The organism is Paraburkholderia sp. BCC1884 (assembly GCF_900996225.1).
Taxonomy (GTDB): Bacteria; Pseudomonadota; Gammaproteobacteria; order Burkholderiales; family Burkholderiaceae; genus Paraburkholderia.
Genome location: NZ_CAAJGL010000068.1, coordinates 1597138 through 1614366 on the forward strand (window position 1 = coordinate 1597138; position 17229 = coordinate 1614366).

Genomic DNA, 17229 nt, shown 5'->3' on the forward strand with positions numbered 1-17229 from the left:
GGCGCGGCAGCGAGTAGCTGGACCTTACCGGACGCCCCACCGCGGCGCTGATCCCGGACGCGTTACTGCAGGTCGACGAAGGCGCCGGTCACGGGTTCTACTTCACTCATGCGGAGAGGTCGAACCAGGATTTGCTGGCGTTCCTGGACCACCGGCCGGTTTAGGATCGACGGGCAACTGGTCTTCCACCGGCGCGTCACCCTTGTCGGTCGATTCGGGTTCCGAAGCATCGGCGGGCGAGGTGGCGGGCGCATCGTTTTTCGTCGCGTCCGGCGTCGTGCTGCCGGAGCCGATCTGGGCCGGCACGCTTTCAGGGTCCCACGTCAGCAGGTTGCGCTGCGGGTTCGCGATCTCGATGCCGCGCTCCCGGAACTGATCGAGGATGCGCCGGTTGAATTCGCGCTGCACGCCCCAGCGCGCGCTGTCGCGACATTGAATCTGGCCGGCGAGGGCGATGGCCGAACCGTCGAGCGCATCGACACCCCAGAAGCTGAAGTCCGACAGGATGCCGTCCTTGAACTTGTCGTCCTCGCGCAGGGCGGCGCCGATTTCCTTCAGCGTCGTGATGGCCAGATCGACGTCCTGGCCGAACACGATGCTGACCTTCACCGCCGCATTGCCGATGCCGCGATTGGTGTTGTTGACCGTCGATACCGAACTGAACGGCACGGTGTAAAGCGAACCGTCGCCGCCGCGCAACCGTACGGTGCGGATCGACAGATACTCGACGGTGCCGGACACGCCCGCGAGCGTGACCCAGTCGCCGACCTGCATGGCGTTTTCCATCAACAGGAAAATGCCGGTGATGAAATCCTGCACCAGCTTTTGTGAACCGAAGCCGAGCGCCACGCCGAAGATGCTCGCGCCCGCCAGCAGCGGTCCGATATTCACGCCGAGTTCGCTCAGGCCCGTGAGCACGACGACCAGCGCGATCGCGCAAAAGAGGGCGCTACGCAGCATCGGCAACAGGGTGCGCAGGCGTGCGGCGCGCACCAGGTCGCCGCTGGTGGTCCAGCGTTCGAGCCGCTGTTCGACCGATACGTTGACGCTTTCCCACACCACCAGCGCGACCACCGCGGCCACGCCGATGGTGATGATCGCCGACGCGAGCCGGTGACCGATGGTCCCCGCGCGGAACAGTTCGGCGACGTGAAAGCCCCACACCTGCATCAGCGCGAGCGCGGTGACAATGCCGATGACCCACGAGATCACGCGCCGCAGCAACGGGTAATAGCGATAGGCGTGCTGATGCAGCAGCGACTGCGCCGCATCGCCCTGCACATGGAAGAGGCGGGCGAGCGCGCCGAATACCACGATCGACACCACGCGCGCGGCGACCAGCACCGCCAGCGAGATGCCGCCGAGATGCAGCAGGGTGTGATAGCCGTTCTGCACGTCGAGCGCCCAGATGAACCACAGCGCCATCACGACGAAAATCGCGAGCCACGCCCAGACGTCGGCAAAGGCGCCGCCGAGCACCTCCAGCGATTTGCGTTTGGCGGCGCGCTCGCGGATCAGTTCGCCGACCGGCCGCGCGCATTGCAGGATCAGGATCGAGATCATGATGTGACCGGCGAGCGCGACGACTTTCATCAGCGCGAGATGCGCGGCGTCGCTCAGACCGAGCGACTGGGCGATCTCCGCGACCGCCGAACCGGCGCCGACCACGCTGACGATCCGCACCATCCAGCGCTGCACGAACACGGCCCATGCATCGCTCATGCGCAACAGCCGCAGACGCGGCGCGGCGGGTTGCAAAAAGAAGCCGCTCATTATCACGATCACGCGGCACAGCACGTAGATGTCGACCAGCGAGTCGAGCGCGCGGTCTTGCGGCGTGCCGTCGTCGGTGAAGATCGACATGAGCGCGCTCGCCGCGCCGACGAACACCGCCAGCGGCAGGAAATGCAGGACCAGGGTCAACAGCGCGCGGGGCAGGCGCCGCAGGAGCGTCCAGTGATGCGTCGCTTTCTGTTTGCCGCTGGCCTCGATCGCGCGGCCTTTCGCGGACGCCGCGGCGGCCGTGCCGACCGGTGCCGCCGCAGCTCGACGCGCCTTCGCATCGGCTTCAGCGTCGGCGACGGGGGACACGGGCAGAGGGGGCGCGGCGTTGGGCGCATCGGCGGGCTGCGGGGCGACGTCGATGGGCAGGTCGTCGGCGGCGACGTCATCGTCGTCGCCATTTGCGCGGCGCGCGGCCAGCGCCTTGTAAACGCCACGAAGCAGCCGGCGCGCCAGCCATTCCAGCACGAACGCGGGCACCAGCGCGGCCAGCAGCGACCAGGCGACATGGCCGAGCACGGCGCGCGCTTGCGGGCTGGTCGATTGCCAGTTCCACCAGGCACGTACCGAGGCGACGTCGAGCAGGGCGTCGATCGAGCCGCGCAGGGACCTGGCCAGATGCACGGCCCAGTGCGCACCCTGACGGGCCAGTTGCGAGGCAAGGCCGTTCGAGTTGAAAGCGTTCGGCACCAGCGCGGCGGCCCCGCTCGCGGGTGCGGGCGCCGAGGCGGCGCTCGCCGCGGACGCCGCTGGCGCGCTCAAAGCGCCGGCGGCGGCGATCGCCTGCAGCGTATCGGAGACTTGCGCGCGGCGTTTCGGGTCGTTGAGGACGGCGAGAGCCTGGCGGGCCTGCTCGGGCGTCAGCGTGACGGTGGGAGCGGACGCGGCCGAGGCGGGCGCGGTGGCAGCGGCGAATACCGGCGAGGCGCCGAGCAGCAGAAGAATGAAAAACCAGGCGTGGAGTAATTTGCGCATAGGGTGTAAAGCGGGGTACAGAAGCGGACGGCGGCTGTGCCGAAACGCATGGAAGGTCCGGCGGCGTGACCCTGAACCGACACGGCTTAGGTCATACAAGTTCCGCGTGGGGACGTGGCAAACGGCCCGCAAGAGCCCGGCGGCCCCGTCGGGTGGCCTAAGCGGGTAGCAAAAAACTTGCCCGTCGGACGAATGGGGCGGCTTGAAACGGGCGTGTCCGGGCGGAACAGCTAAAGCCCGAGTGGTCGCGACGACTGCCGGGTCAGTGCAGCAGTTTGCCATGCCGGGCGGCATGAGGTCGGCGACGTTCACGCCGCACTAAGCGATCGATGCGTCTCGCCGGACACCCGCGCTCGCCTATTCAGGCTGGCGCTTCGGCTGGGAGCGAATGGTCAGTGCCGCCAGCGCTCCACCGGCCAGCGCGCAACCAGCCGATACCAGAGCCACCGCGCGCAGAGCCGCAGCCAGGGCTTCGGCTTGGGCCCTCGCCACTTCGGGCCGCGCCGATGCGCGTTCCGCCTGCAACTCCGCTTGCGCCTGCCGCTGCGGTATGGACAACGCGGCGAGCCGAGCGCCGAGCACGGCATCGTGCGACCAGACGAAAACGATCCCCAGCACCGCGATCGCCAGCAGGCTGGCCACCCGTGCCACCGCGTTGTTGATGCCCGAGGCGACGCCGGTACGCGCGGCGGACACCGACGTCATCACCGTCGTCGTCAACGGCGCGACGGTGATGGTCAAGCCGAGTCCGAGCACGACCAGCGCTGGAAAGAAGCTGCGCCAATAGCCGCCGCCGCTCCACGGCAGCGCGAGCAGCACGAAGCCGCCCGCGGCGACGAGCGGGCCCACGCTGAGCAAGGCCCGCGCGCCGTAACGGCTCGTCAGGCCGCCTGTCAACCGCGACAGCAGACCGATGGTCACCGGCACCGGCAGTAACGCCGCGCCGGCTTGCGTCGCACTGTAGCCATAGGCGCGAATCAGCGTGAAGGGCAGAAAGAACAGCGCCCCGCCGAGGCCGAAATAGAGCAGCAGGGTAACGAGATTCGCGCCGACGAAGTTGCGGGAACGGAACACGTCGAGCGGCATCATCGGATGGCGGGTGTTCGCTTCGAGCGCGACGAACGCGATCAGCACCATGACGCCGACGATCAGCAAGGCCAGCACCCGTCGGTCGCCAAATCCGTGCGCCGACGCCAGCGTCAGCCCATAGGTCAACGCGCCGAGCCCCGCCGCCGCGCTCACCGCGCCCGGCCAGTCAATCCCGGCCGGCAAGCGGGCGCGAGTGCCGGCGACGACGGGCTCACGCCCACCGTCATCCCGGCGGCTGTCCGGCACGGCGACCAGCGCCAGCGCGACGGTGGCGCAGGCAATCGGTACGTTGAGGAAAAAAATCGCCCGCCAGGACAAGGCGTCGACGAGCCAGCCGCCGGCCACCGGCCCGAGCGCCGAGGTAATCGCGCCGACGCCCGCCCAGGTGCCGATCGCCTGACCGCGTTCGCGATCGTCGAAGACCGCGCCGATGATGGCAAGACTGCTCGGCACCAGCAAGGCCGCGCCGACGCCTTGCACGGCACGCGCCGCGATCAACGCGCCGGCGCCCGGCGCAAGACCGCAGGCAATCGAAGCCAGCGTGAACAGAACGATTCCCACGACAAAGACCGTGCGCCGGCCGAGCGTGTCGCCCAGCGAGCCGCCCACCAGCACCAGCGCGCCGAGAAACAGCAGATAAGCGTCGACGACCCACTGGATCGCCGCGACGCTGGCGCCCAGTTCGGTCTGAATCGACGGTAAGGCGACGTTGACGACCGAGCCGTCGATGAAGGCCATGCTCGAACCGAGGATGGTCGCCGCCAGCGCCAGCTTTTTACGCCGGCACGGATGACCGAAGCCGGGCGGCTGCGCGCGGATGGCGAGGGTGTCGCACGGACTCGCCTGCGCGGGCTGGGCGGGCGAGCGGGAGCGCCCGGGCGCCGGCAGGCGATGGTCGGCCAAGTCTGCTCCCGACGGCCGTCACACCAGCGACGACGCCTGCCGCTCGGCCTCGTCGTCGGAATCCGTCCCGCCGTTCGCGGCCGAAGCGCGCCCGGCCGCCGGCTCCTGATGCAGCCGGTTCGCATGCATCAGCCGGTACAGCGTGGCGCGCGAAATGCCGAGTTCCGCCGCCGCTTCCGAGAGCTTGTAGCCATGACGCTGCAGGGCATGTTCGATGGCGTCTTTCTCGGCCTTGCTGCGGATCTCCGCGAGCGTCACCGCCGGGCCATTGTCGGCTTCCGGCAGACCGAGATCGCTCGCTGTGATGAAGCGCCCCTCGCTCATCACCACCGCGCGGCGCACGCAGTTGATCAACTCCCGCACGTTGCCCGGCCACGGATAGTTCGACATGGCGACGATCGCATCGCTCGACAGCCCGCGCAGTTTGCGCGCGCCGTCCTGCTTGTACATGCTGAGTGCATAGTTGGCGAGCAGCTTGATATCGCCGCCACGCTCGCGCAGCGGCGGCTCGATCAGGCGCAGCACGCACAGACGGTGATACAGGTCGGAGCGGAAGCGTCCGTCTTCGACCGCCTTGTCGAGATCGACGTGGGTCGCGGAAATGACCCGCACGTCGACATTGATCGGCCCGTTGCCGCCCAGCCGCTCGATCGTGCCTTCCTGAAGAAAGCGCAGCAACACCGCCTGGCATTCATGCGGCATATCGCCGATTTCATCGAGAAAGAGCGTGCCCTCATGAGCCGTTTCGATCCGGCCGATCTTGCGCTGCAGCGCGCCGGTGAACGCGCCGCGCTCGTGGCCGAACAGTTCGGCTTGCAGCAGACTCGGCGGAATCGCCGCGCAATTGATCGCGACGAAGGTGCGGCCGGCGCGCGGCGAGCGATCGTGAATCGCGCGGGCGGTCAGCTCCTTGCCCGTGCCCGACTCGCCGGCCACGAACACCGGCGCATTGGTTACGCCGCATTTGTCGATGCGGCGGTACAACTGCTGCATTGCTTCACACTGGCCCACCATGCCATGCCGGCCGAGCGACGGCTCGGGCGTGACGCGCGACTGACGCAGGCTCGACAAACCGTGCGCGTGACCGAGTGCGAACACGAGCCGTTCGTTCAGCCACGGGCGGGTGACGAAGTCGAAGCAGTAATCGAGGATGAAGCGGCTGACCAGATCGTCTTCCGCCTGGCCCGGCGCGATTTGCGCGACCCAATTGGTTTCCATGCGCCGCATGCAGGAGGCGAGCGCCTGAAGCTGCTGCGAGGTGCAGTCGCCAGGCAACTGGACGAGCCCGACCTTGATGTTGCCACGCTCGATCATGCGTTCGGCGATGGCGGTGGTTTTGGCGTGCACCGCTTGCCAACCAGACTCGCCCAGGAAGTCGGCGAGTTTCTGGTCGGGTGCATTCGACACATAGAGAACGGTGCGTTCGGTGTCGGCAGGCGTGCCAGTCGTATTCATGTTACCCCCGGTTTGATGCTGCTCTCGGTATTGCTATTTGACATATTCGACAGACCGGCAGGCCGCACCGATCCCTGGTCAACAGAGCCAGCCGCTCCGTTCGACGGGATGCGGGCATGGGTTGCGCCGGCGCCGGCTGCCCCTTTTGCGGGCGGACGGTCACTGACGGATTCACGGTAGTGGCAATTGGCGGGGAGCATGGAGCGGGCGGCGCGAACCGCGCGTTGCTACACATCGGACAGATGGCGGCACTGCGTTCAATTCTGCAACCGCCAGACGATTTCATCCCCGAATCACCACAGCCGTTGGACCTCGTTGGCCTGTTATACCGCGCTCTGTGCGGCGCGTGGCTTAACGATAAGCGAAAGTGCTGACGAGCGCCATACAAACAATGGTGGATTCATCAAGGTTTCCTGCGCGGCGCCGGCGCGCCTTCTCCGTTCAAAAACAGACCGTCAAGACAGGCTATGCGCGTCGTCGCACATAACGCGTCAATCGCCGCGTTCTCAGCCGCGAGACGTCGATGCCGATGATGCGTTTTGCCGTCTCAAGCTTGCAACATATCGGGCAAGCCGGTGTGAGCGCGGTTTACGCCGACAGCTATCGGCAGTTTTGACCTGACAGCGCTGCAAGCCTCGACGGGTCGTGGTGTGCGCCGACCCGTTTCACGACGATTTGCGCGTACATCTTTCCAGGGCAATTCGGGCCCTGAAATAAGCGTGTGTCGAATACGAATCATCGTGTGCCGCGAGGCGCCCCGGTTCAGGGTGCGCTGCAGCAAAAGCCATGATGGACAAGGGATCGAGGTCACATGGCACGGCCATTGCAATAAGGGAGTCACAGAGAATGCGTTTGCCGCCCGGTTCACCTACGGGGAAGCGACGGGAGAAGAGACCGGCGGCAGACACAGACTTCGCAAGCGTGGTCGGGGAGGCCAACAACAGGTCTTGCGAGGATACGGCGGGGCCAATGAGAAAAAGACGTCAACAATAAACGGCGGAGTGACCGGTACCTGTACCGGTCACTCACGACCGGAGAGTACGAGGCATAAGACAAAAAACAGCAGCAAAAAATAGCGACAACGACAAGATAGCGACGGGGCAGCGCTCGGCAGGACCGGCCGGCGCGAAGAGGCGAGGAGCCAAGGCCAGAGTCTCCTTAGAGAGGCGAAATAAACGAGGTGGACCGGGCGCCGTGTCCGCATACCCATGCGGACACGGCTCACCTGGACATGCTGGACATGGCCCGCAAGGGCCCATCATTCGGGGTTGTCATGAAAAAACAGATCATCCGGGCAGACGCCGCAGCGCGGCTGGACCCTCAAGCCACCGGCTTGTCCTATCTACGATGCCGGATTCCGGCGCGCTCGCTGTTCGCCGCACCGCAGCCCGACCTGATGACGCTCGTGATCGCCGAAGCGATCCGGCGTAAGGCTCAGGCCCAGGTCGAACGCGAGGGCTTGCGCGACGCACTCTACGAGATGCCCGTTTCGCGCGAGCGCGAGGACCGTGAGCGTGGCGTGGACATCCATCCGTCCGATACGGACGACTAACACCCAGCGTCGCATTGACCGACGTGGCCTCGCCAGGCGAACGGCTGCACACCGGCGGAGACCGACATGATCGACATCTTCCTGATTTCCTCCAGCGCGGAACGCGCGCCGCAGATCGTGGCGCGTCTTCAGCAAAGCGGCGTGGCTTACCGGCTGCGTAGCGCGCGCGGCACGGCCCGGCAACTGCGCACACATGCCCGCGCGATTCGCAGCGCCGATCTGCTGATCGTCGAAGACAGCGAGTTGAATGCCCGCGATCTCGACGGCGTTGAAGAAGTGCTGGCCTGCACGCCGGCGCTGCACTGCATGCTGGTCACGGCCGAGCCTTCCACGGCATTGCTGGGTGCGGCGCTGCGCGTCGGGGTTCGGCATGTGTTCGCCTGGCCGTTCGACGCCGACGAGATCGCCCTCGCGCTCGCCCAGATCGAAGTCAGAAAAAATCCGCCCGGACGGCGCGCCGGACGCGTCGTTTCGCTCGCCTCGAGCAAGGGCGGCAGCGGCACCACGCTGATCGCGGTGAACCTCGCGTATTCGCTTGCCACGTTGAACAACCGGCGCGTCCTGCTGATCGACCTGAGCCAGCAATTCGCCGATGCCAGTCTGCTGATGGCCGACCGGCCGCCGCCCACGACGCTCGCCGACCTGTGTTCGCAGATCGATCGGCTCGATGCCGAGCTATTCGAATCCTGCGTGATGCGCGTGCACGCGAATCTCGATGTGCTGGCGGGCGCCGGCGATCCGCTCAAGGCTGCCGAATTGCAGCCCGCGCAGCTGGAGCGGATTCTCGCGCTGGTTCGCGAACGCTACGACGCGGTGCTGATCGACGTCGGCCAGAGTCTCAATCCGTTGACGATCCTCGCACTCGACCGCAGCGACATGATCTGCATGGTGGTTCGGCAGAGTCCGCTTTATCTGCACGGCGGGCGTCGCATGCTCGATATTTTCCGCGAACTCGGCTATCCGGCGAGCAAGGTGAGGGTGGTCGTCAATCAGTACGACAAGAGCGCGCCGATCAATCTGCCGACCCTCGAACAGACCCTTGGCGCGAGGGTCGCGCATCAGTTGCCACGCGACGACCAGCAGGCCAGTGAGGCGCTCAGCCGCGGCGTGCCGCTCGTGACCTCGGCGCACGACAGCATCCTTGCACAAGGCATCAGCCTGCTCGCCGATATGTTGTGGCCGGCTTTTGCCGGAAGTCGCAAAGGCGTGTTCGGGCGCCTGTTCGCCACTCAGACGACGCTGCCGCCGCGTTTGAAACCGGGCCATTGAGGCGGGTAGGTCCGGTTCGTGATGTCGACGGTGCATGCTCAATGGATAGACCGTCGATGCACCGTGCCGTCGGGGTTGGTGCGGTCTGGACAATGTGTCACGGGGACTGCTACGCTGCGACGCAGAGATCAGCAGACGCAGGCCGGCGAGACGCCGGCTATCCGCCTTCGTGCGGCTCGAAAATTGATTGGCATATCGAACGAGCATGGCATGACCGCCCATACTCCGAACCGGGACGTCGACGGCGAACGCCCTCGCGTGGAAGAAAAAAACGCTGCGACTTCGACGGCGCGAACCCGCCTCGATGACCAGGCGCGCGATGACCAGGCGCGCGATGACCCGGTCGCCGGCTCAGCCGATGGTTTGCGCGTGGCCTCGGTGGAAATTCTCACGCGTTGCGGCGCCGCGCTGCTGCTCACGCTCTTCGCCCACGCCGCCATCGAACGATGGCTCGCGCAGCCCACCCGCATCACCCTGTTACTGCTCGTGGCGGGCGCATTCGTCACGATCGGCCTGTCGCTTTTTGCACGCGTGCCGATCAAACGCGACTGGACCCCGTTCGCCTTTGTTTGCTCGGTGGGCGGCACCTTCTATTTTCTGGCCGTGCGGCTGTCGCCCGGCATTCCGCTCGTGCCTGAATCGGTAGGCGCCGCGCTGCAGCTGATCGGCATTTTCTGGCAGCTGTTCGCGAAGTTTTCACTGCGCCGCTCGTTCGGCATCTTGCCGGCCAATCGCGGCGTGGTGTCGGGCGGGGCCTACCGGTTCGTGCGTCATCCCATGTATCTGGGCTACTTCGTGATGGATATCGGCTTTCTGCTGGCCAACTTCGGCTTGCAGAACGCGCTCGTCTACAGTTGCCAGTTTGCCTTGCAGGTCGGACGCATCGTGCGCGAAGAGCGACTGCTGTCCGAGGACGGGCATTACCGGGCCTATCGGGCCAAGGTACGCTTCCGCGTGATTCCCGGTGTCTTCTGACGGTGTATCGTGTCGCTATGTCGGGCTCGCGCCGGTCGCGAGCCCAATCCGACCGATCCCTCTCAAGAGAGCCACGTGAGCGCAGCATTGTCCATGCACAACGATATCGGCGGTGTCAGCGATATCGCCTCGATCCTGTCCAACCCGATCCTCAACACGGATTCGTACAAGGCGTCCCACTACCTGCAATATCCGCCCGACGCGTCGGCGATGTTCTCGTACATCGAATCGCGCGGCGGCCGTTACGGCCGCACGCTGTTCTTCGGCTTGCAGATGCTCATCAAGGAGTATCTGTGTCGTCCCGTCACACCGGCGATGATCGAACAGGCCAGGGCATTTTTCGGCGGCCACGGCGAGCCGTTCAACGAAGCCGGGTGGCGCTACATCGTCGAACAATACGGCGGCTATCTGCCGGTGCGGATTCGTGCGGTGCCGGAAGGCTCGGTCGTGCCGACGCACAACGTGCTGGTCACCGTCGAATGCGACGATCCGCAGGTCTTCTGGCTGGCTTCGTATCTGGAGACCATGCTGCTGCGCGTCTGGTATCCGGTCACCGTGGCGACGCAAAGCTGGCATTTGCGCAGGACGATCCGTGGCTGGCTCGAGAAGAGCAGCGACGATCTCACGCAGTTGCCGTTCAAGTTGCACGACTTCGGCGCGCGTGGCGTGTCGAGTGCGGAATCGGCGGCAATCGGCGGTGCGGCGCATCTCGTCAGCTTCATGGGCTCGGATACGGTGCTCGGCGTGGTCGCGGCGAACCACTACTACAACGAGACGATGGCGGCGTTTTCGGTGCCGGCCGCCGAGCACAGCACGATTACGTCATGGGGCCGCGAGCGCGAAACCGACGCGTTCCGCAACATGATCGCGCAGTTCGGCAAGCCAGGCGCGATCGTCTCGGTGGTGTCCGACTCCTACGATCTGTTCGCCGCGCTCCACACCTGGGGCACGGAATTGAAACAGGCCGTGATCGATTCGGGCGGCATGCTGGTGATCCGGCCGGACTCGGGCGATCCGCAGAAGATCGTCCTGCAGACCTTGCATGCGCTCGACGCGTCGTTTGGCTCGACGCTGAACAGCAAAGGGCGGCGCGTGCTCGATCACGTGCGCGTGATTCAGGGCGACGGCGTGAATGCGGAGTCGATCGAAGCGATTCTTGCCGCCATCGACGAAGCCGGCTTTGCGACGGACAACATCGTGTTCGGCATGGGCGGCGCGCTATTGCAGCAGATCAACCGCGACACGCAGCGCTTCGCGATGAAGTGCTCGGCGATCCGTTTGGGCGACACGTGGCACGACGTGCGCAAGGACCCCGTCACGGATGCCGGCAAGCGCTCGATGAAAGGACGCCTCACGCTGCTGCGCAATCGTCGCACGGGCGAATACCGCACGGTCACGCTGCCGCTCGCATGGGACGAACACACGGCCGAGGCGGATTGGGAAGACGCGCTGGTGACCGTGTTCGATTCCGGCAAGCTGCTGGTCGACGTCTCGCTTGCGGAGATCAGGCAGCGCGCTCACGAAGGCGAAGCTTGAGTGCTGCTGTTCACGCGCCAGACGCAGACGCCTGACGCGTGAACATCGACGCGGCATGTCATGCCTTCGTGCAGACTGGCGTCTTCGCTGGCGATGTCGAAACAGACTGCGCCAATCGATACGCGGATATAGCGCTCGCCGCGCCTGAGTTCGACTGAGTCGATCAGACCGGCCAGCGCGCCGTCGGCCGAGATGGCAATCGCGTGCGCCGAGACTCGCCACATGACGCGTTCGCCGGCGGCGAAATCCTGCCCGCTGGCGTTGGTGCCGATCACGAGCCCCGCTGCGATCGCTACTTGCCCCGGCGCGCTCATCGCGCCTTCGCCGACGTTATGCAAACCCAGCAGGCTGGCAACCCGCATCGAAGCGGGCTGTTCGAACACGGCGTCGATAAAACCGGCCTGTAGCACGCGACCCTGTTCGACCACCATCACTTCGTCGGCCAGCAGGGCGGCTTCGTCGGGATCGTGCGTGACGATGATCGTCACTGCGGCGATCTCGCGCTGCAAGGCGCGCAGCGATTGCTGCAAACGCCGCCGCCGAGGCGTATCCAATGCCGCGAAAGGTTCGTCGAACAGCAGGAGTTCGCTATGCCGCGTCAGCGCCCGCGCGAGCGCGACACGCTGCCGCTGACCGAACGACAGTTGATGCGGCAGGCGGTCCACCAGCTGCGCAAGACCCAGATGATCGAGCCAGTAACGCGCGCTGGCGAGGTCGGCGTCGACGGGAAAGGCGAGTTGGCGAGCTACGCTCATGTGCGGGAACAAGCCGTAGTCTTGCGGCATATAGCCGATCTGGCGTTGCTCGGGTGGCAGCGTGTCCAATTGCGTCGCGCCGAGCCGCACTCTGCTCGACGCATTCGATTCGAGTCCCGCGATCAGACGCAGGGCCAGCGATTTGCCCGAGCCCGACGGCCCGATGATCGCCAGACGCCGCGTAGTCGGCGTCCACGCGATGTCGAGATCGAATGCACCGAGGCGTCGTTGCAAATGGAACTCGAGACGAAGGTGAGCGGACTCGCCCCGGCTCGCCGTCAGACCGATGCTGGATTCGAGGGCGTCGTCGCCGTTCTCGGTCTGCTCGGCGGCGTTTTTTTGTCGAAGGCTGTAAATCGACAGCGCGGCGCAGAGAATCGCGATCGCCAGCGTCGGCAGGAGCAAGGGCATCATCGCCGGCAGCCCCTGGCCGCCGAACACCACGTAGGTATAGACCGGCAAGGAATAGGGGTGATAGGCCACCATCACGGTCGCGCCGAATTCGCCGAATGCGCGCAGCCAGGCAAGTGCGAGGCCGGCGCGAATCGCGGGCCATGCCACCGGCAGCATGATCCGGAAAAAGCGGCTGCCGGCGTGATGGCCTAGCGTCGCGGCAACATCGTCGAGCACCGGATCGACGGCGCCGAACGCGGACTTCGCGGCGATGATGAGAAACGGCGCGGCGACGAAGACTTCCGCGAGCACGATGCCCGCGAACGAATCCGTCAACACGCCGCCGGTGAGTTGGCCCACCCAGCTATAGGGGCCGAGCAGAAACAGCAGCAGCACGCCGCTCGTGAGCGGCGGCAGTGCCAGCGGCAACTGCACGACGAAGCCGAGCAGCGCTGTCTTGCGCGAGTTCGAGCGGGCGAGCAAATAGCCGAGCGGCACGCCGCCGAGCAGGATCACGAGCGATGCGACACTGGCGCTCGCGACCGACACGCCGACCGCGGACCAGGTCGCATGCCAGTCGACATTGGCCCAGTCGGCGTGGCCGAGTTGCGGCACGCTGGCGACGAACGGCGCGCACAGATAGACGGCGAGCAGCGCCGCGAGCCACACCAGGGCTCGTGCTGCGGGTCGTTGCATTGCCTTACTTCGCGGTGGCGTCGATCACGGCTTGCACTGAGGGCGGCATGGCTTGCACGTTGCCCTTCACGACGGGTTGAATCACGTCCACGCCGTGTTGCTTGAGCAGCTCGCGGCCTTTCGCGCTCAGCAGGAAGTCGACGAAGCTGCTGGCGCCGTTGCGGTTCGGCGCGTCGCTGAGAATGGTCAGCGTGTAGCTGGCCTTGGCCTGCAGTTCAGGCGCCGGACGGATCGACGGAATCTTCAGATCCGAGGTTTCGGTGGAATAGAAGAAGCCCGCGTCGAGCTGACCGGATTGCAGGCGGCCAACCAGCGTTTCCTCCGGCAACACCTGCTCGGCGTTTTCCGGCGCGCCCAGCGTCTTTTCGACCAGATCCGGCTGATGGTAGAGCTCAGCGGCCTTCGTCACCATCTCGACAGTGAACGCGCCCTTCGGGTCGAGCTTCGGATCGGTGCGGCCAATGCGGATGCCCGGCTCCTGCAGCACCTGGTCCCAACGCCTGCTCTTGAACTGGGCCACGAATTTGCTTTGCGGGTTGTAGCCGATCATCAACGGCGACTCGGCGAAGTTCACGTACCACTGCACGTGATCGCCGTTCGCTTCGCCCATCAGGCTGTCATTGACCTTCGGGCTGGCACTGATGAACACGTCGCCGCGGCGCAGCTTGCCCTTGATCTCGTTGGCGATCTTGTTCGAGCCGGCGGCGTAGCCGCGGAAGTGCTGGCCGGTGGCTTTTTCGAATGCCGGGCCGACGCTGCGCTCCATCAGGTTGACGAGCGAGCCGGCGTACAGCACGTTGACCGTATCGTCCTGGGCGAAAGCCGGCGCCACGTTGACGACACCGGCGACCACGACGAGAGAAGCGAGCAGCTTGCGAATCATGCGAAACCCCGTTTGCGTTATTAAGGTCGCTATATTACGACGTCATCGTGTCACGTTGTAGAGCGACGCACAGGCTCGTGCTCAATTGAGCGGGAGAATCCTGACGTAGCTGGTGCCGCCTGTGCTGGCCGCCCGGTCGATCGCATACAGCCGGTTGCGCGGCGCGTCGACGGCCACGCCCCGGGCGTCTTGGAAGTCGTTCGCCAGCACGCTGATGGTGCCGTCCGGCGCAATCCGGCACAGGCCGGTGGTGTTGCATTTGGTGTACAGCTTGCCGCCGGCGTCGACGGCCATCAGGTCGGGCGCGTCGATCTGCGCGAAGGCGCTTGCCGTCACCGCCTGCGAGGCAGCGAGCAACGCGCTCAGGCTCGCCTTGACGATGTCGTTGTTGGCCTGATCGGAGACATACACCGCATCGCCCGACACGGCGACGCCGACGGGTTTGCCGAGGCCCGTCAGCAGATCGCGCTCGACGGCCGTGTGAGCGTTCGGATCGTAAGTGATCAGGCTCAGACCGCCGGCCGCCGGATTGCTGCCGGGCTTGACGAACCACGTCGAGAGCAAACGGTTCGAACCGATCGAGATCAGTCCGAGGCGGCGGCGCGTCGGGTCGGGACCGGTCAGGGCCGCAAGCGTGTCCACGCCGGTGATGCTGAACACGGCGCTCGCGGTACCGAAACCGAAGCGTTCGATCATCAGCGCGCCGGTGTCGGCGAAGCTCAACTGGCTCAGGCTGTTCGACTGACCGGCCACGCCCGGTACGGCCGCGTAGTGGGCAAACCCGTGGCCGTCCGGCGAGGTGAGCACGCTGTTGGTCTGATCGTCGGTGATGAAGACGGCGCCATCCGTGCTGCGCACCGCGATGCCGTTCGGCGAGGCGCTGAGCGCGATCCGCTGCGGCGTGACCGAGATCTCGTCGCCACCGCAAGCGGCCAGCGATGCAGTGAGTCCGAGCAAGCAAACGAAAGTCGTGGTCCGTCGCATGAAAAGAGGCAAGCGCATGGAATTTCCGAGGGGCCGATTGTCCGCGGGCCAGATGCCGATGCGTCAATCCGTGCCGTTAGTTCTTGTGAGTGAAACCGGCGTTGGCCGAGGGGCCGATATGTTTGCCGATATATTGCGTATCGACAGGCTTTTGAGCGCGGGCCGTCAACGCAGCGTAATATACACACGCATATAGCGGGTGAACAAGGCGCTCGCCGATCAATGCTGGAGATAAGCGTGTATGGATAGTGTGAATGCGATTGCGTCGCCCAGGGTCGACGGTGCGCTCGTCCTCGCCGGACGGTTCCAGCGTTCGGTGACGTTCGGCGTCGAGCAACTCAGGCAATACGACAGTGTGTTGGCGACGCCATTCGATCTGCGCTGCTATACGACCAACCGTTTTATCCGTAGCGTGGAGCCGTATCGCGGCGTGCTTCTGACCACGTTGATTACGGAAGCGGGTCTGCCCGACAGCGTGCCGGGCGAATTCAAACGCACGGTGTTCGTCGCGGTCGGCCGCGATGGCTATATCGTGACGTTTTCCTGGCACGAACTCTTCAATACGCCGATCGGCGAAAGCGTGCTGGTTGCTTATGAGTGCGGCGGCCGCGCGCTCGATGCGGAAGATGGCGCGCCGATTCTGTTTTCCGGCGCGGATATTTTGCCCGCGCCGCGTCATGTCAAGCGCCTCGCCCGGATCGAGGCGCATGTGCTCGGGGCGATGGCTTAGGTGGGTGCGGCGGGCGGGCGTAACATGATCGACGGTCCCGACGACCTGTTCTTCGCCGCTCTGAACGGTATGGCTGCCATGTCTGACGATCCGCTTTCATCTGCTCGCGAGCTTGCCGCACCCACGACCGTGGCGGCGCTCGCGTTGCCGCTCGATCCTCAGGCCGCCGACTGCATGCGCCATTGGCTCGACGCCGCCACCCACGCGGCGTCGCCCGATACCCGGCTGTTTGTCAAACTCATCGCCGAACGCGACTCGCGGCAGGAGCTCGGCTTGCTTGGACTGGCGCAACCGGCATGGGGCGCGCTGCTCGCGCGGCATTTTGCGCAGGCGCACCCGCGCTCTGCCTTGCCGCCGACTCTTCGCGCAGACAGCCACGCAGACAGCCACGCAGCGTTCGTCCGTGCACTCCACGCCCTGTTGCTCGCCCATGCGAATCCCGCGCTTCCGAAGGACGACGCCGACTGCCTCGCCACGATCATCGCGCAGGCATGTTTGCGCCCGGATCATCTGTGGCGCGACCTCGGCCTTGCCGGCCGCGATGAAGTCACGTGGATGCTGACGCGCTACTTCCCGACGCTGGTCGCGCTGAACACCAGCAACTTGCGATGGAAGAAATTCCTCGCCCAGCAACTGGCGTTGTCGCTGGGCTTGCAGCCCGGTCCCGCGCCGGGTTGCCCAGGCTGCGAAGATTACGCTCACTGCTTTCCACGCTGACGCATCGGTGCACTCGCTGACGTGCAGCCGGCCATTCGGCCAGGGTGGCAGCGCGAGACGCTTCGTGTATGCTTTCGCGCATGGCCGACACTGCAAAAACCAAACCAAAATCTGCGACGAAATCCACGAAGACGCGCCCCGAAGTGCGCTTCCGAATGCGCATCCGCAATGGTGACGCGGTGGCGCTCGGACCGGGCAAAGTGGATCTGCTGGAGGCGGTCCGCGAACACGGCTCGATCTCCGCGGCGGCACGCAGTCTCGACATGTCGTATCGGCGCGCCTGGTTGCTGATCGACGAACTGAACCGCTCGCTCAAGTCGCCCGCCACGCAATCGGAACAGGGCGGTCAAAGCGGCGGCGGCTGCACGCTGACGCCCGTGGGCGAAACCATCGTTCGTCTGTATCGCAACGTCGAAGAGGAAGCCGCGCGGAGTTGCGCGAAGCAAATCGCCGAGTTGACCCGTTTGATGCGCTGGTAAAGCGAGGCCCGGCGCACCGCGAGATGCCTTGTTTGGAACTGGCGGCCAGAGGCATC

The 17229-nt window shown here is 65.5% G+C and carries 13 protein-coding genes; 7 read left to right on the plus strand and 6 right to left on the minus strand.

Annotated features, from left to right (window positions below; translation table 11 throughout):
* Nucleotides 1-102 precede the first annotated feature (102 nt).
* From FQ705_RS13920 to FQ705_RS13930, 3 genes are all read right to left on the minus strand, one after another.
* The gene (locus FQ705_RS13920) at nt 103-2757 is read right to left on the minus strand and encodes a mechanosensitive ion channel domain-containing protein (RefSeq protein WP_144141809.1); all 2655 of its coding nucleotides are present in this window, start codon (nt 2755-2757) and stop codon (nt 103-105) included.
* Between the two features lie 357 nt (nt 2758-3114).
* Nucleotides 3115-4749, minus strand: a complete 1635-nt coding sequence (locus FQ705_RS13925) for an MFS transporter (protein ID WP_144141812.1) — start codon at nt 4747-4749, stop codon at nt 3115-3117.
* Nucleotides 4750-4767: 18 nt separating this feature from the next.
* Entirely contained in the window at nt 4768-6204 is a 1437-nt protein-coding gene (locus FQ705_RS13930) for a sigma-54-dependent transcriptional regulator (RefSeq protein ID WP_144141815.1), read from the minus strand.
* Nucleotides 6205-7477: 1273 nt separating this feature from the next.
* On the opposite strand from FQ705_RS13930, the gene FQ705_RS13935 reads away from it, so the two are divergent.
* The 4 genes from FQ705_RS13935 to FQ705_RS13950 all read left to right on the plus strand — a co-directional run bounded on the left by FQ705_RS13935 (nt 7478) and on the right by FQ705_RS13950 (nt 11536).
* A complete protein-coding gene (locus FQ705_RS13935) occupies nt 7478-7756 on the plus strand; it encodes a hypothetical protein (RefSeq protein WP_144141818.1) in 279 nt (92 codons plus the stop codon).
* A 66-nt stretch (nt 7757-7822) separates the two neighbouring features.
* Nucleotides 7823-9025, plus strand: a complete 1203-nt coding sequence (locus FQ705_RS13940) for a CpaE family protein (RefSeq protein ID WP_144141821.1) — start codon at nt 7823-7825, stop codon at nt 9023-9025.
* Nucleotides 9026-9235: 210 nt separating this feature from the next.
* Complete coding sequence (locus FQ705_RS13945) at nt 9236-10000, plus strand: methyltransferase family protein (protein WP_144141823.1); 765 nt, start codon at nt 9236-9238, stop codon at nt 9998-10000.
* 93 nt (nt 10001-10093) lie between these two features.
* Nucleotides 10094-11536: a nicotinate phosphoribosyltransferase gene (locus FQ705_RS13950; RefSeq protein ID WP_144142410.1), complete on the plus strand. Its 1443-nt coding sequence runs from the start codon at nt 10094-10096 to the stop codon at nt 11534-11536.
* On the opposite strand, the gene FQ705_RS13955 is transcribed toward FQ705_RS13950, so the two are convergent.
* The 3 genes from FQ705_RS13955 to FQ705_RS13965 all read right to left on the minus strand — a co-directional run bounded on the left by FQ705_RS13955 (nt 11518) and on the right by FQ705_RS13965 (nt 15220).
* Nucleotides 11518-13380, minus strand: coding sequence for an ATP-binding cassette domain-containing protein (locus FQ705_RS13955; protein ID WP_144141826.1), 1863 nt, complete (start codon nt 13378-13380; stop codon nt 11518-11520). The two genes, FQ705_RS13950 and FQ705_RS13955, sit on opposite strands and share 19 nt — an antisense overlap.
* Before the next feature lie 4 nt (nt 13381-13384).
* Nucleotides 13385-14263, minus strand: coding sequence for an extracellular solute-binding protein (locus FQ705_RS13960; RefSeq protein ID WP_144141829.1), 879 nt, complete (start codon nt 14261-14263; stop codon nt 13385-13387).
* A gap of 81 nt (nt 14264-14344) precedes the next feature.
* Nucleotides 14345-15220 (minus strand): hypothetical protein, encoded by an 876-nt coding sequence (locus tag FQ705_RS13965; RefSeq protein WP_260854479.1) that lies wholly within the window; start codon nt 15218-15220, stop codon nt 14345-14347.
* Between the two features lie 268 nt (nt 15221-15488).
* Here FQ705_RS13965 and FQ705_RS13970 point away from each other — a divergent pair, with 268 nt between their 5' ends.
* The 3 genes from FQ705_RS13970 to FQ705_RS13980 all read left to right on the plus strand — a co-directional run bounded on the left by FQ705_RS13970 (nt 15489) and on the right by FQ705_RS13980 (nt 17173).
* Nucleotides 15489-15977, plus strand: a complete 489-nt coding sequence (locus FQ705_RS13970) for a molybdopterin-dependent oxidoreductase (RefSeq protein WP_144141835.1) — start codon at nt 15489-15491, stop codon at nt 15975-15977.
* A 174-nt stretch (nt 15978-16151) separates the two neighbouring features.
* Nucleotides 16152-16694, plus strand: coding sequence for a nitrogen fixation protein NifQ (locus FQ705_RS13975; RefSeq protein ID WP_144142411.1), 543 nt, complete (start codon nt 16152-16154; stop codon nt 16692-16694).
* A gap of 155 nt (nt 16695-16849) precedes the next feature.
* Nucleotides 16850-17173 carry a LysR family transcriptional regulator gene (locus FQ705_RS13980; protein ID WP_144141838.1) on the plus strand — a complete coding sequence of 108 codons (324 nt, stop codon included), beginning with the start codon at nt 16850-16852 and terminating at the stop codon, nt 17171-17173.
* The last annotated feature ends 56 nt before the right edge of the window (nt 17174-17229 follow it).

What these genes read in the sequence shown, in the direction of transcription:
- FQ705_RS13940 (WP_144141821.1), top strand. Translation starts at nt 7,823, where the DNA reads ATGATCGACATCTTCCTGATTTCCTCCAGCGCGGAACGCGCGCCGCAG.
- FQ705_RS13975 (WP_144142411.1), top strand. Translation starts at nt 16,152, where the DNA reads ATGCGCCATTGGCTCGACGCCGCCACCCACGCGGCGTCGCCCGATACC.
- FQ705_RS13980 (WP_144141838.1), top strand. Translation starts at nt 16,850, where the DNA reads ATGCGCATCCGCAATGGTGACGCGGTGGCGCTCGGACCGGGCAAAGTG.
- FQ705_RS13935 (WP_144141818.1), top strand. Translation starts at nt 7,478, where the DNA reads ATGAAAAAACAGATCATCCGGGCAGACGCCGCAGCGCGGCTGGACCCT.
- FQ705_RS13970 (WP_144141835.1), top strand. Translation starts at nt 15,489, where the DNA reads ATGGATAGTGTGAATGCGATTGCGTCGCCCAGGGTCGACGGTGCGCTC.
- FQ705_RS13955 (WP_144141826.1), bottom strand. Translation starts at nt 13,380, where the DNA reads ATGCAACGACCCGCAGCACGAGCCCTGGTGTGGCTCGCGGCGCTGCTC.
- FQ705_RS13950 (WP_144142410.1), top strand. Translation starts at nt 10,094, where the DNA reads ATGCACAACGATATCGGCGGTGTCAGCGATATCGCCTCGATCCTGTCC.
- FQ705_RS13960 (WP_144141829.1), bottom strand. Translation starts at nt 14,263, where the DNA reads ATGATTCGCAAGCTGCTCGCTTCTCTCGTCGTGGTCGCCGGTGTCGTC.
- FQ705_RS13945 (WP_144141823.1), top strand. Translation starts at nt 9,236, where the DNA reads ATGACCGCCCATACTCCGAACCGGGACGTCGACGGCGAACGCCCTCGC.
- FQ705_RS13930 (WP_144141815.1), bottom strand. Translation starts at nt 6,204, where the DNA reads ATGAATACGACTGGCACGCCTGCCGACACCGAACGCACCGTTCTCTAT.
- FQ705_RS13920 (WP_144141809.1), bottom strand. Translation starts at nt 2,757, where the DNA reads ATGCGCAAATTACTCCACGCCTGGTTTTTCATTCTTCTGCTGCTCGGC.